This window comes from Streptomyces sp. NPDC001513 (genome assembly GCF_042894695.1).
In the GTDB taxonomy this organism is placed as follows: Bacteria; Actinomycetota; Actinomycetes; order Streptomycetales; family Streptomycetaceae; genus Streptomyces.
Map to the genome: position 1 here is coordinate 327,267 of NZ_JBIAVU010000010.1, position 13,756 is coordinate 341,022.

General features: G+C 72.8%; 10 protein-coding genes and 1 other RNA gene. 2 read left to right on the top strand and 9 right to left on the bottom strand.

Annotated elements, in window-relative coordinates; genetic code table 11:
- Nucleotides 1-39: 39 nt before the first annotated feature.
- The 7 genes from ACFYZ4_RS24005 to ACFYZ4_RS24035 form a co-directional block, all read right to left on the bottom strand.
- Nucleotides 40-1,443: an NAD-dependent malic enzyme gene (locus tag ACFYZ4_RS24005; RefSeq protein ID WP_351297568.1), complete on the bottom strand. Its 1,404-nt coding sequence runs from the start codon at nt 1,441-1,443 to the stop codon at nt 40-42.
- A 495-nt stretch (nt 1,444-1,938) separates the two neighbouring features.
- Complete coding sequence (locus tag ACFYZ4_RS24010) at nt 1,939-4,245, bottom strand: HelD family protein (protein WP_390784785.1); 2,307 nt, start codon at nt 4,243-4,245, stop codon at nt 1,939-1,941.
- Between the two features lie 103 nt (nt 4,246-4,348).
- Entirely contained in the window at nt 4,349-4,909 is a 561-nt protein-coding gene (locus ACFYZ4_RS24015; RefSeq protein WP_351297562.1) for an ABATE domain-containing protein, read from the bottom strand.
- 384 nt (nt 4,910-5,293) lie between these two features.
- A complete protein-coding gene (locus ACFYZ4_RS24020; RefSeq protein ID WP_390784786.1) occupies nt 5,294-5,842 on the bottom strand; it encodes a GNAT family N-acetyltransferase in 549 nt (182 codons plus the stop codon).
- Nucleotides 5,843-5,851: 9 nt separating this feature from the next.
- The gene (locus ACFYZ4_RS24025) at nt 5,852-7,039 is read right to left on the bottom strand and encodes a uroporphyrinogen-III synthase (protein WP_351297556.1); all 1,188 of its coding nucleotides are present in this window, start codon (nt 7,037-7,039) and stop codon (nt 5,852-5,854) included.
- Between the two features lie 98 nt (nt 7,040-7,137).
- Nucleotides 7,138-8,508 (bottom strand): nitrate/nitrite transporter, encoded by a 1,371-nt coding sequence (locus tag ACFYZ4_RS24030; RefSeq protein WP_351297553.1) that lies wholly within the window; start codon nt 8,506-8,508, stop codon nt 7,138-7,140.
- A gap of 97 nt (nt 8,509-8,605) precedes the next feature.
- Nucleotides 8,606-9,571, bottom strand: coding sequence for a LysR family transcriptional regulator (locus ACFYZ4_RS24035; protein WP_390784787.1), 966 nt, complete (start codon nt 9,569-9,571; stop codon nt 8,606-8,608).
- 243 nt (nt 9,572-9,814) lie between these two features.
- Here ACFYZ4_RS24035 and ACFYZ4_RS24040 point away from each other — a divergent pair, with 243 nt between their 5' ends.
- Nucleotides 9,815-11,116: an MFS transporter gene (locus ACFYZ4_RS24040; RefSeq protein ID WP_351297580.1), complete on the top strand. Its 1,302-nt coding sequence runs from the start codon at nt 9,815-9,817 to the stop codon at nt 11,114-11,116.
- A 48-nt stretch (nt 11,117-11,164) separates the two neighbouring features.
- Nucleotides 11,165-12,385, top strand: coding sequence for an SH3 domain-containing protein (locus ACFYZ4_RS24045; RefSeq protein WP_390784788.1), 1,221 nt, complete (start codon nt 11,165-11,167; stop codon nt 12,383-12,385).
- A 144-nt stretch (nt 12,386-12,529) separates the two neighbouring features.
- Here the strand turns inward: ACFYZ4_RS24045 and ACFYZ4_RS24050 are convergent, their stop codons facing one another.
- Both ACFYZ4_RS24050 and ssrA read right to left on the bottom strand, forming a co-directional pair.
- A complete protein-coding gene (locus tag ACFYZ4_RS24050) occupies nt 12,530-13,111 on the bottom strand; it encodes a Uma2 family endonuclease (protein WP_351297544.1) in 582 nt (193 codons plus the stop codon).
- Between the two features lie 201 nt (nt 13,112-13,312).
- Nucleotides 13,313-13,701: a transfer-messenger RNA gene (gene ssrA, locus ACFYZ4_RS24055) on the bottom strand.
- Nucleotides 13,702-13,756: the final 55 nt, after the last annotated feature.

Consider the following 13,756-nt stretch of genomic DNA (forward strand, 5'->3'; position numbering starts at 1 on the left):
GGCTCTCACAGCGGGCCTCAGGAGGGCCTCAGGAGCCCTTCAGGAGCCCGACGCCGCCTTGCGGACGGCGCCCGCGACCGCGCCGGCCACCTTGTCGTTGAAGACCGACGGGATGATGTAGTTCGCGTTCAGCTCGTCCTCGCCGACGACGTCCGCGAGCGCGCTCGCCGCGGCCAGCATCATCTCCGTGTTCACGGTGCGGGACTGGGCGTCCAGCAGACCGCGGAAGACACCCGGGAAGACCAGCACGTTGTTGATCTGGTTCGGGAAGTCGGAGCGGCCGGTGGCGACGACGGCGGCGGTCTGGCGGGCGACGGCCGGGTCCACCTCGGGGTCCGGGTTCGCGAGCGCGAACACGATGGCGCCCTCCGCCATGGCGGCGACGTCCTCGCCGGACAGCACGTTCGGGGCCGAGACGCCGATGAAGACGTCGGCGCCGACCACGGCCTCCTTCAGAGTGCCCGTGTAGCCCTCGGGGTTGGTGTTGTCGGCGATCCAGCGCAGCGGGGAGTCGGGGGCCGCGTCGACGAGGTCGGGGCGGTCCGCGTGCACGACGCCGTGGATGTCGGCGCTCACCGCGTTCTTGACGCCCGCCGCGAGGAGCAGCTTGAGGATGGCCGTGCCGGCCGCGCCGGCGCCGGACATGACGACCTTGACGTCGCCAACTGCCTTGCCCACCACGCGCAGTGCGTTGGTGAGGGCGGCGAGCACCACGATGGCGGTGCCGTGCTGGTCGTCGTGGAAGACGGGGATGTCGAGGGCCTCGCGCAGCCGGGCCTCGATCTCGAAGCAGCGCGGCGCGGAGATGTCCTCCAGGTTGATGCCCGCGAAGCCGGGGGCGATGGCCTTGACGACGGCCACGATCTCGTCGGGGTCCTGGGTGTCGAGGCAGATCGGCCAGGCGTCGATGTCGGCGAAGCGCTTGAAGAGGGCCGCCTTGCCCTCCATGACCGGCATGGCGGCCATCGGGCCGATGTTGCCCAGGCCCAGCACGGCGGAGCCGTCCGTCACGACTGCGACGGTGTTGCGCTTGATGGTGAGGCGGCGCGCGTCCTCGGGGTTCTCGGCGATCGCCATGCACACGCGGGCCACGCCCGGGGTGTAGATCATGGAGAGGTCGTCGCGGTTGCGGATGGGGTGCTTGGACGCCATCTCGATCTTGCCGCCGAGGTGCATCAGGAAGGTTCGGTCGGAGACCTTGCCGAGGCTGACGCCCTCGATCCCGCGCAGCTTCTCGACGATCTCGTCCGCGTGCGCGGTGGAGGTCGCGGCGATGGTGACGTCGATCCGGAGCTTCTCGTGGCCGGAGGCGGTCACGTCGAGGCCGGTGACCGAACCGCCGGAGGACTCCACGGCGGTGGTGAGCTGGGAGACCGCGGTTCCGCTCGCGGGCACTTCCAGGCGGACCGTCATCGAATACGAGACGCTGGGCGCCGTTGCCATGACCGTGTTTCCTCTTCTGTCCCTGGTTCGCTTGACACAGGGCCCCGCGGTGCACCGGCCGAGAACATGGCAGGTGCGGCTGGGGACCTGTTGTCCGATCGTCCCACCTACCAGCCAGTACAAGGTAACCAGCTACAAACTTCGGAAAGACTCTTCCACCATACGAGATAGCAGGGGTGTTCGGAATGGTGGGTCCATACAAAACAGGTCCGCGCCCTCCACTGGTGGAGGGCGCGGACCTGGTGATTCGTACGTCTATGACACCGACCCGCCATGCTCGCCTCGCGGCAAGTGGTCGCTCTAAGCGACGAAGGTTGGGCCCGGGGGCTTGGATCGAGTCGGTGCCGTACCCAGGCTAACAAAGGATCGCCGAATGCGATCCCCCTGCTCGAAGTCGGTTCGCGCCACCACGCTCCTGGCCGCGGACCATACGGATGTACGAGGCCCTGAGCAGGGCCGGAGCCACACCGTGAACCGCCCCCGCGGGGCGGTCCGCTAGGGCAGCAGCAGCTCCGGCACGCCGTCCGCGTCCGGCTTGTCCCGGTCGGCCGAGACCACCGTCAGCTGCTGCGTCGCACGCGTCAGCGCCACGTACAGCACGCGCAGGCCCGCCGGGGACTCGTCCGCGATCTCCGCCGGGGAGACGACCACCGTGGCGTCGTACTCCAGGCCCTTGGCCTCCAGGCTGCCCAGCGCCACCGCCCGCGCGCCCAGGTCGGCCAGCCAGCCCGCGGCCTCCGCGCGCCGGTCCATGGCCACGACCACGCCGACGGTGCCGTCCACCTGCTCCAGCAGCCGCCGGGTCTCCTCGCGGACCGTGGCCCCCAGATCGCCCTCCGCGGCCGTGAACCGGGGCTGGAGGCCCGTGGAGCGCACCGCCGACGGCGGCTCCATGCCGGGCATCGCCAGCCGCAGCACGCGGGAGGCCACCTCGGCGACCTCCGCCGGGTTGCGGTAGTTGACCGTCAGCGTGAACCGGCGGCGCGGCCGGCTGCCCAGCGCCTCGTCACGCGCCGCGGCCGCCTCCTCCGGATCGGTCCAGGAGGACTGCGCCGGGTCGCCGACCACCGTCCAGGTGCCCATCCGGCCCCGGCGGCCCACCATCCGCCACTGCATCGGCGTCAGGTCCTGGGCCTCGTCCACGATGACGTGCGCGTACTCGGTGCGCTCCGCCGCGAGCCGCTCGGCCCGCTCCCACTGGGTCTCCTCGCGGACCGGCATCAGCTCCTCCAGCCCGCTGAGCTGGTCGAGGGGGTCCATCTCCCGCCTCCGCTTGGGCCGCGCGGGCGCGCCGAGCAGCTGGTGGAGCTCGTCGAGGAGCGCCACGTCGTGCACCGACAGGGGGCCCTTGCCGTCCGGGCCCACCCGGCGCAGCGAACGGGCCAGCTGGCGGGTCTCGCGCGGGTTCAGGTCCCGTCGCGACCAGCGGCCCAGGTGGCGCTCGTCGGCCAGCGCGGCGAGCACCGTGCGCGGGGTCAGCTCGGGCCACCAGGCGTTCAGGAAGCCGATGAAGGCGTCCTCGGTGGAGATGTCCTCGTCGAAGGCGGAGCGCAGCTCGGCGGCCAGCTCCGGGTCGCTGTGCCGGCCGGCGCCGCCGGACTTCGCGTAGAGGGCGTCGAGGAGCAGCTTGCGGGCGCGCGGGCGCAGCAGGTTGACCGGGGCGGTGCCGCTGAGCACGTTCTGCCGGATCCGGTTCAGCTCGTCGGCCTCCAGTTCCTGGCGGCGGTTGAAGGCCACCACGCGCAGCCGGTCGGGGGCGCCGCCGAGTTCGAGTGCGCCCCGTACGGCCTTGCGGAGCACCTTCAGCATCCGGGAGGAGCCCTTGATGCGGGCCACGGCCGGGGTGTCGTAGGTGGTGGCCTCCGCGCCGTCGACGAGGGAGCCGAGCGCGCGGATGGCGACCTGGCCCTCCTCGCCGAGGGAGGGCAGCACGCCCTCGGTGTACGCGACGAGCAGCGGGGTCGGCGAGACGATCAGGATGCCGCCGGAGTAGCGGCGCCGGTCCTGGTAGAGCAGGTAGGCGGCGCGGTGCAGGGCGACGGCGGTCTTGCCGGTGCCCGGTCCGCCGGCGACCTCGGCGACGGAGGCGGCGGGGGCCCGGATGACCAGGTCCTGCTCGGCCTGGATGGAGGAGACGATGTCCCGCATCGAGTGCGTACGGGCCCGCCCGAGGGCGGCCATCAGCGCGCCGTCGCCGATGGCCGGGAGCTCCCGGCCGTCGAGGAAGGCGGTGACCTCGGGGCGCATCAGGTCGTCCTCGACGCCCAGCACCTTGCGGCCCTTGGAGCGGATGACCCGGCGGCGCACGACGCGGCCGGGGTCCTTGGGCGTGGAGCGGTAGAACGGCGCGGCGGCCGGTGCGCGCCAGTCGATGACCAGCGGCAAGTAGTCGGAGTCCAGGACTCCGATGCGGCCGATGTGCAGGGTCTCGGCGACGTCGGCCGTGAGGTCCCCGCGGATCGCGTCGTCGGCGGGCACGACGGAGGTGTACGCGCCGTCCGGGCCGCGCTCCCCGTCCTTGCCGAGCACCAGGTCGATGCGGCCGAAGAGGAAGTCCTCGAACTCGTTGTTGAGCCGGTTCAGGTGGATGCCCGCCCGGAAGACCTGTGCGTCGCGCTCGGCGAGTGCGCCGGGCGTCCCCACTTGGCCGCGCTGGGCGGCGTCGTTCATGAGGAACTCCGCCTCGTGGATCTTCTCCTCGAGGCGTCGGTACACGTGGTCGAGATGCGTCTGCTCGACCGCGATCTCCCGATCGCGGACGGAATCCGCCGTGCTGTCGACAGCGGCATTCTGCGCGGCCACCAAGGCCCCCTTCTGACGTGCATGGGCGACCGTCAACCGTACGCGAACCGGCCCCCTGTCCGCACGCCCGTTCCGGAACCGGTCTCGCTGAGTGATACGCCCGTCACCGGGAACCGGACGCCAGGGCCCGGCGGCGGTGCCGGGCGACGCGCTCGCGGTTGCCGCACAGCTCGCTGGAACACCAGCGGCGCCGGTGGCCGCGGGAGGTGTCCAGGTAGACGCGGGTGCAGCCGTCGCCCTCGCAGGCCCGCAGCAGTGCCAGGTCACCGGGGTCGGTCAGCAGCTCGACGGCGTCCCGGGCGACGGCCGCGAGCAGCGCGCCGCATTCCACGCCGCCGCACAACTCCCGCACGAGGTGCCCCTCTTGGTCCCGAACGGCACACAGGCCCGGGGGTGGTCCGGCGGCCAGCGCGTTGACCCGGGCGAGGGCGTGCTCGTCCGGGTCGGCGCCGGCGAGCTCCGCCCGTACGAGGGTTTCCACGTCGCCGCGCAGGGCCCGGAAGGCGGCCGCCCAGTCGGGGCCCACGCGGGCCAGCGGTGTCCGGTCGGGCACCAGCCCGGCCCCGGCGAGCCACATCCGCAGCTCGTCACCGTCGGGGATCCCCTCGTGCGGGGTGAAGGTGGCCACCAGGTCCAGACAGACGCGCCCGGAATCGAACCGCATGCCGTCAGCCTCCCGTCGTGGGGTGCCGTACCAGATTGCCCGCCCGCCGCCTGCGGGGGAACCCCCCGAACCGGTACCTCCGGTGGCCGGGGCCGCGCAAATCAGCCCCGCCGGCACAACCCAGCCCCGCCGGCGTTTGAGGCGCGGGGTCTGGGGCGGAGCCCCAGCAGCGGCGCGGGCGCCGAATCGCTTCGTTCCGGGTGCGGCGCCGTTGCCGGGGGCTCTGCCCCCAGACCCCCGCTCCTCAAACGCCGGAGGGGCTGAATTGGCCAGGCGCCGGAGGGGCTGAGTTGGCCGGGCTGCCGAAGGGGCTGGATCGTGCAGGTGGGCTGGATGCGGCGGCGAGGCCTGAGTCGCTGAGCCTCAGACGGCGGCGCGCCCCGCCTAAGGGGCCGGCGGGTTGTTGTGGAGGAGGCGCTGGAAGAGGCGGTGGTCGCGCCAGGCGCCGTTGATGTGGAGGTAGCGCGGGGCGAGGCCGTAGAAGTCGAAGCCCGCCTTCGCCAGGACGCGCTGCGAGGCGAGGTTGTCGACCAGGGTGCCGGCTTCCACCCGGTGCAGGCCGAGCTCGTCGCGGGCGACCCGGCAGACCTCCTCCAGCCCCGCCGTCGCCAGCCCCTTGCCGTGCCAGGCGGGGTCGACCCAGTAGCCCACGCCGCCGCTGCACAGCGGCCCGTGGGCGATGGAGCCGAGGTTGATCGCGCCGACGGGCGCCCCCGTGGCCGTCTCCACGAACACGTACGGCACGATCCGCCCGGCGGCCCGCTCGGCGAGCATCCCCTCGATGCGCTCCCGCTGCCCCTGCTCCGTGTAGTACGCGTCCGTGCGGACCGGCTCCACGTGCGCCATGAACGCCCGGTTCCGCGCGAACGTCTCCGCCAGCCCCGCGGCGTCGCCGAGCTCGACGCCCCTCATCTCCACGCCGTCAATGATCATCCCGGCACGCTAGCCGAGGACCCCCCTGGCCGTCACCGCGTCGAGCGGAACCTCCCCGTACTTGGCCTCGCCGCCCGCGTCCAGCGACAGCCGGTACCCCCGTTTGACCACGGTCTGGATCAGGTGCGGCGCCCCGAGCGCCGCCCGCAGCCGGGCCATGGCCGTCTCCACGGCGTGCTCGTCGCGGCCCGCGCCCGGCAGCACCCGCAGCAGTTCCGCGCGGGCCACCACCCAGCCGGGCCGCCGGGCCAGGGCCCGGAGCAGGGCCATCCCGGCCGGCGGCACCGGCCGCAGCTCCGCGTCCAGCAGGACGGCGTGCCCGCGGATCTCCATGCGGTGCCCGGCCACCGGAAGCACCCGGGCCCGGCCCGGCAGTTCCTGGCAGAGCAGCTGCACGAGCGGGCCCAGCCGGAAGCGTTCGGGCTGCACCGTGGCCACCCCGTGCGCCTGCAGCGGCAGCGCCGTCACCGGCCCGACGCACGCGGACAGCAGCGGGCCGCGCAGCGCGTCCAGCACGGCCTCCCGTACGCCCCGCTCCTCGGCCCGGGACAGCAGGGAGGCCGCCGCCGGGGCCGAGGTGAAGCTGACGGCGTCCACCCCGCCGCCGACGATCGCGTCGAGCAGCCGGTCCAGCGGCCCGAGGTCCTCCGGCGCCATCCACCGGTACACGGGCACCACGACCACGTCGGCGCCGCCGGCCCGCAGCGCCTCGACGAATCCGGGCAGCGGCTCCCCGTGCAGCTGGAGGGCGATCCGGCGGCCCGCCACCCCGGCGTCGAGGAGCCGTTCCAGTACCTCGGCGAGCGATTCCGACTCCGGGGACCAGGTCTCGACGAGCCCGGCGGCCCGGATGGCGCCCTTCACCTTCGGTCCGCGCGCCAGCAGTTCGGTGGCCCGCAGCCGCTCCAGCAGTTCCTCGCCGATGCCCCACCCGTCGGCGGCCTCGATCCACCCCCGGAAGCCGATGGCGGTGGTGGCCACGACCACGTCCGGTGCGCAGCCGATGAGTTCCTTGGTGGCGGCGAGCAGTTCGCTGTCGTCGGCGAGGGGAACGATCCGCAGCGCCGGCGCGTGCAGCACCGCCGCTCCGCGCCGCCGCAGCAGCGCGATGAGTTCGTCCGCCCGCCGGGCAGCGGTGACCCCGACCGTGAAGCCCGCGAGCGGGCCGGTGTTCGTGTCGGTGTTCGTGTGGTCCATCGTGACCTGCCTACTGACGCATGGGGGCGGGGCGGAACGGGTGGACCGAGCCTGCCAACCCGGCATGTCGGACTCGGTTCACCCGTATTTCGCCCCGGTTACACCGACGTGAGCTGCGGTTTCGCTTCGACGCCGAGGGCCGGGACGGCCGGGGCCGCCGGCCGGCGAAGGTATACCGCCCAGGTGACCGCGCAGCACAGGGCGTAGAAGCCGAGGAAGGTGACGAAGGCCGCCGTGCCGGAGCCGGAGCTGAGGAAGGCCTCCCGGAAGACGAGGTTGATGCCGAGTCCGCCGAGTGCGCCGACCGCCCCGATGAGGCCCATGGAGGCCCCGGAGAGCCGTCGCCCGTAGGCCGCGGCGGCCTCGCCGCTCATCCCGCGGGCCAGTGCCTTCGCCTGGAAGATGCCCGGGATCATCTTGTACGTCGACCCGTTGCCGAGCCCGCTCAGGACGAACAGCGCCACGAAGCCGACGAGGAAGACCGGCAGCGAGGACCGGCTCGAGGCGAACACGACCACGCCGGTCGCCGCCGCCATCGCCACGAACGTCCCCAGGGTGATCCGTGCCCCGCCGAACCGGTCCGCCAGTGCGCCGCCCACCGGCCGGATCAGCGATCCGAGCAGCGGTCCGACGAAGGTCAGCGAGGCGGCCTGCAGCGGGGTGCGGCCGAACTGGGTCTGGAGCACCAGGCCGAAGGCGAAGCTGTAGCCGATGAAGGACCCGAACGTCCCGACGTAGAGGAAGGACATGATCCAGGTGTGCGCGTCCTTCAGGGCCTCGCGGACGGCGCCGGTGTCGTTGCGCACGGGCGCCAGGTTGTCCATCCGTACGGCCGCCAGGACCGCGGCGAGGACGATCAGCGGGATGTAGGCGCCGAGCAGCAGCCGCGGGTGGGTGGCCCCGGCGGTGGCGATGACCAGCAGTCCGGCCAGCTGCACCACGGGCACGCCGATGTTGCCGCCGCCGGCGTTCAGGCCGAGCGCCCAGCCCTTCTTGCGCAGCGGGAAGAAGGCGTTGATGTTGGTCATGGAGGAGGCGAAGTTGCCGCCGCCCACCCCGGTGAGGGCCGCGACGAGCAGGAAGGTCCCGTACGAGGTCCCGGGCTCCATCACGACCAGGGCGGCCACCGTCGGCGCGAGCAGCATCAGCGCGCTGAAGACCGTCCAGTTCCGGCCGCCGAAGCGGGCGACGGCGAAGGTGTACGGCACGCGGACGAACGCGCCCACGCAGGTCGCGGTCGCGATGAGGAAGAACTTCCCGGCCGGGTCGATCCCGTAGGCGGGGCCCATGAAGAGGACCATCACGGACCAGAGCGACCAGATGGAGAACCCGATGTGCTCGGAGAGCACGGAGTAGAGGAGGTTGCGGCGGGCGGTCCGCTCCCCCGTCTCCTTCCAGAAGGTCTCGTCCTCGGGATCCCACTGCTCGATCCAGCGGCCTCCCCTGCGCGGTGCGGTCGTACCGGTCATCACACGCCTCCACAGCTGTCGCGTCCGTGGTGACGACCGTAGGAAGGGCGCGTTTCGGCCCCGGTCCCCGCCGGATGACCGCCGGGAAACCTTGCTCTCACCCGCCGCCGGGTGCGTGTGTGAGCCGGGCCGGGAGGCGGCTCCCGGGCGGCTCCCGCAGCCACCCCCGCTCGGCGGCCAGCCCGGCGGCCGCAGAGCGCAGGGCGTCCAGGCCGGGGTGCGCGAAGCCCTTGCGCCACACCATGGACAGCGGGGACAGCGGCACCGGGTCGGTGAGCGGCCGTTTCACGCAGCCGGGCATGTCGAGGAAGTCCACGGTGGCGAGGACCGGGTTGCCGGTCTTGACCATCACCCGGCGGAACTCCTCCTTGCCCATCGCCACCGGCGCGGGCGGCGCCATCAGGATCCCCCGCCCGGCGAACAGCTCGCGCGCCAGCCCGGTCCACTCCAGCGTCCGCGGGTTCCCGGCGCCCGCGTACACGGTCTCCCCGGCGAGCGCGTCCAGCGGTACGGTCTCCCGCGCGGCCAGCGGGTGCCCCTCGGGCAGCAGCACGGCGAGCGGCTCGTACCGTACGGGCGTCTGCGCGAGCGGCGCCCGCAGCGCCGGGTCCAGCCCGTCGGCGTACCCGAAGGAGACGTCGAGCCGGCCGGCGGCGATCTCGGCGGCGGCGTGGGTGAGGCCGCTCTCGAAGCGGGCCATCAGCTCGCAGTCGGGGGCGAGTTCGCGGGCGCGTTCCAGCACGGTCCGCGGGGTGCTCGGCCCGTCGGTGTTGAGGTCGACGAGGAGCGGGCGGGGCGCGGTGAAGGCGGCGGCGAGTTCCTCGTGCGCGGCGAGCACGCGCCGGGCCAGCGGCAGCAGGCGCTGCCCGTCGGCGGTCAGCTCGACCTGTCGGGTGGTCCGCAGGAACAGCGCGGCGCCCAGGGTCTGTTCGAGCCGCCGGACATCGCGGCTGAGTGCCTGCTGGGCGACATAGAGGCGGGCGGCGGCGCGGGTGAAGTGCAGCTCCTCGGCGGCCGCGACGAACCCGCGCAGCAACCGGGGGTCGACATCGCGGGGAATCACCCCCGGAGACTAACAACAGATGGCGGTGAATGGGCTCCGAACAGGTGTTGGACCGGGACGGGGGCCGGGCCCGAGGCTCTTCCCATGCCCGCCACGACCACGAGCGCGACGACCGCGACGACCACAGCCGCCGCCCGCACGACCGCCGCCCGCACGAGCTCTTCCCGCACGGCCCCTTCGCGCACGGCCCCTTCCCGCAGGAGCTCCTCCGGCACCGCCACGACGGCCGCGCGCGCCCCGCTCATGACCGTCACCGGCAGCACCCTCGTGATCGCCGCACTGCCCGCCGGATCGCCCGCCGGTCCGCCCGCCGGCGCCGCCCGGCCGGCCCGCACGCGCCAGGGCCCCTACCGCCGCCTGTTCGCCCGGCCCGGCACCCGGGGGTTCACCGCCGGGAACCTCCTCGCCCGGCTCCCCATGGGCATGTTCGGGGTCAGCGCGGTCATGATGATCGCCGGGCAGCGCGGCTCGTACGCCCTCGCCGGCGCGGTCACGGCGACCGGCCTGGCCGCCACCGCGCTGGTCGCGCCCTGGACCGCCCGGCTGATCGACCGCCACGGGCAGGCCCGGATCGCCGTACCGGCCACCCTGATCGCGGTCCTCGGCTCGCTCTCCCTCATCGTGTGCGTCCGTACCGGGGCCCCCGCCTGGACCCTCTTCGCCTCGTACGCCGCGACCGCCACCACCCCCAACATCGGCGGCATGTCCCGCGCCCGCTGGACGCACCTGCTGCGCGACTCCCCCGCCGCGCACCACACGGCGATGTCCTTCGAACAGGCCGCCGACGAGCTGTGCTTCATGCTCGGCCCCGTCCTGGCCGCCTTCCTGTGCGGCGCCGTCTTCCCCGAGGCGGGCACCCTGACCGGCGCGGCCCTGCTGCTCACCGGCATGCTCGTCTTCACCTCCTGCCGCGCCACCCAGCCCCCGGTGTCGGCGGCGCCCCGGCAGGGCTCGCCGCTGCGCGCCCTCGGTCCGCTGCTGCCGCTCTTCGTCGTCACCGGCGTGGTCTTCGGCTCGATGGAGATCACCTCGATCGCCCACCTCGACGCCCGGGGACTCGGCGCCTCCTCCGGCCTGATCCTGGCCCTGCAGGCCGCGGGATCCTGCGCGGCGGGCCTGCTCTACGGAACCCTGCGCCCCCGCTCCCTGCGGGCCTGCGTGGGCGCCCTGGCCGTCCTCATGGCCCTCCCCTGGGCCGCGGCGGCCACCGGCTCCCTGCCCGCGCTCGGCTGCGCCCTCCTCCTGGCCGGCATGGCCACGGCGCCGACGATGGTCACGGCGATGTCCCGGGTCCACGCCCTGACCCCCGAGGGGCGCCTCAACGAGGGCATGACGCTCGCGGTCACCGCGATCTTCGCGGGCATCGCGGCCGGCTCGGCCGGGGCCGGTCTCGCGGTGGAGCACGTGGGCCCGACCGCCGCCTACGCGGTGCCGGCCGCGGCCGCCCTGATCGCGCTGGCGACCATCACACCGGGGCGATTCATGCGGCGGGCGAGTGATCGTTCCCGCGTGGTACGCACGGCCACCGCTCATGATCCGCAATAACTGGGGGTGCCTTCCCCAGCGCCCTTCTCCTTTGCGGAGGAACACCCCTTGCTGTCTGCTTCCCGCTCCGTGCCCGCAGCCCTCATCGTCGCCGCCGTGACCGCCACCTGTCTGGTTCCGGCCGTACCGGCCCTCGCCGACTCGTCGAACATCCGGTTCTCCCAGCCGTACGTCCCCTCGATCGCCCCCGGCCGGACCGGCCGGGTGGTCATCGCGGCCGTCAACGGCTCGGACCCGGCCGTGAGCGGCACCTTCCGGATCGCCGCCCCGGACCGCACCACCTTCCCGGAGGCCCGCTTCTACTGGAACGGCCGGCGCGCGGCCAGCGCCTGCACGCGGTCGGCGGACGCCCGCCTGCTGACCTGCGACGCGGGGACCCGCGCCGGCTTCCGCTTCCCGGCGAACGCGCAGATCCAACTCGGCGTGTCCGTACGGGTCGACGCGGACGCCCCGCAAGGCACGACGCTGACCGGCGGCGAATGGGCCACGGACACCTCCGCCTCCGCGCTGTTCGCCGTCGCCACCGCGGTGTCCGGCCCCAAGGGCGACAAGGGCGACGACGGCCACCACGGCCACGACGGAAAGCCCGGCCACCACGGCAAGCCGGGCCGCCCCGGCCCGAAGGGCGAGAAGGGCGACAAGGGCGACACCGGCCCGCAGGGCCCGCAAGGCGAACGGGGCGAACGGGGCGAGCAGGGTCCCGCCAACGGCCCCAAGGGCGAGACCGGCCCGGCAGGCCCGCGCGGCCCGCAGGGCCACAAGGGCGACGACGGCAAGCCCGGACGGCAGGGCCCGAAGGGTCACAAGGGCGACCACGGCAAGCCGGGACCGCAGGGCCCGAAGGGCCACAAGGGTGACACCGGCAAGCCGGGCAAGCCGGGCCCTCAGGGGCCGCAGGGCCCGAAGGGGCACAAGGGACCCAAGGGCGACACCGGCAAGACCGGCCCCCAGGGCCCCCGGGGACCTCAGGGCCCGAAGGGCGACACCGGCAAGCCCGGCAAGCCCGGCACCTGCAAGAAGTGCGGCGGCCACCACGAGACCCCGAAGGCCAAGATCGTCTCCCCCGGCAAGGGCCTCCGCGTCCACTCCGGCCCCGCCACGCACCACGCGAAGACGGGCAAGGTCTACACCGGCACGGTGGTCCCCCTCCAGTGCAAGGTCAACGGCCAGAACGTCGACGGCAATTCGATCTGGTACAAACTCGCCGACGGCTCCGGCTGGATCACCGCCCGCTACGCCCTGAACCTCAACAAGGTCCCGTTCTGCTGACGACACCCCACCCGGCATGACAAAGGCCCCGCAGCCCTCGGTTGCGGGGCCTTCGGGCTGTCCACGACAGGGACACCTCCCGGGAGCGGACGGCCACCACGAGCCAGAAGCAACGGTTGCCGTGCAGCGAGCCGCGGGCGTGCGTTACCGGCGGGGGGCGAGGGCGGTGAGGTCGATGTCCCCAGGGAACGGCACGGGCACGCTCAGCCGGTTGCGGTGGATGCCTGTCGCCACGTACGAGCGGGTAAGGGTGTCGAGCTCATAGGTGTGGATGACCGGGGTGCCGTTCTCGTCCTCAACCCGCCAGAAGTGCCGGATGCCTGCCTGGGCGTACTTGAACGGCTTGATGCTCCGGTCGCGGTCGGCCGACTCCTCCGAGACAACCTCGACCACCAGGGCCACGTCATCGGGCGCGTACCAGGTGCGGTCCGGGTCGTAGGCCGCCGTGACCGCGAGGATGTCCGGCTCGGGCCGGGACCGCTTGTCGAGGCGGACGCTCATTTCCCGCTCGACCTCGAACCCCTCGGGGGCGGCGTGTCGCAGGGCGAAGGTCAGGTTCTCCACGACGCGGGAGTGCCACGACCGTTGCGGCGACATCATGAAGATCAGCGCTCCGTCGATCAATTCCGTGTGCCGGGGCGCCTCGGTGAGGTGGTCGAGGTCGTCCGCCTCCCAGCCGCTCGGGCGCGGAGGGAACATCCAGTCGGGGAGCGCGGGTGTGGCCATGGCGGTCTCCTCGGTGGCGGGTGGTGTGACCACGCTACCGGCCGGCGGGTGCGACAGGGGGAACCCTGCGGAAACGCCTGGCTCCTACGAGGTCATCGACGTTGTTACGTTCGCCGCCGCGGGTGCCGATGGCCGCGAAATGAGAAAAACCCCCTGCCCTGTCGAAGTTCACAGGTCAGGGGGCCTTTGCCCACATGGGATGAGTGGAGATGGCGGGAATCGAACCCGCGTCCAACGGTGCAGAAGCAGGGCTTCTCCGAGCGCAGTCCGCTGCGCTTTTCTCAGCCCCGGAGATCACACGGACAAGTCTCCGACGGGCTCAGTCACTGTTTGGTTTCCCTCCAACCCCCGTGACCGGGGCTAGAGGTTTAGATCCCTAATTGACGCCAGGATCCGGACCGGGACCACTTCCGGGCTGACGCTCCTCACAGAGGCTTCAGCTCACTGTTATTAGGCAGCGAGGGTGAAGCGGGAGTTATCGCTCTTGGAGTTGGCGATTATTGTTTGCGACATATGGTTAGCGAGATCATTGCCGCTTCCTCGGCTCGCTTCCCCTGCATCGACATCCGCTGTCGAAACCGATCATCCCCATGTTTTTTTAACAAGGTGCTCCCACCGCTGGCGGCGGGTGCTGACGCCATCGTA

Bases quoted from the DNA above. Each gene is read 5' to 3' on its own strand.
- ACFYZ4_RS24015 (WP_351297562.1), bottom strand. From the start codon at position 4,909: ATGCGGTTCGATTCCGGGCGCGTCTGTCTGGACCTGGTGGCCACCTTC.
- ACFYZ4_RS24040 (WP_351297580.1), top strand. From the start codon at position 9,815: ATGACCGTCACCGGCAGCACCCTCGTGATCGCCGCACTGCCCGCCGGA.
- ACFYZ4_RS24050 (WP_351297544.1), bottom strand. From the start codon at position 13,111: ATGGCCACACCCGCGCTCCCCGACTGGATGTTCCCTCCGCGCCCGAGC.
- ACFYZ4_RS24025 (WP_351297556.1), bottom strand. From the start codon at position 7,039: ATGGACCACACGAACACCGACACGAACACCGGCCCGCTCGCGGGCTTC.
- ACFYZ4_RS24020 (WP_390784786.1), bottom strand. From the start codon at position 5,842: ATGATCATTGACGGCGTGGAGATGAGGGGCGTCGAGCTCGGCGACGCC.
- ACFYZ4_RS24030 (WP_351297553.1), bottom strand. From the start codon at position 8,508: ATGACCGGTACGACCGCACCGCGCAGGGGAGGCCGCTGGATCGAGCAG.
- ACFYZ4_RS24005 (WP_351297568.1), bottom strand. From the start codon at position 1,443: ATGGCAACGGCGCCCAGCGTCTCGTATTCGATGACGGTCCGCCTGGAA.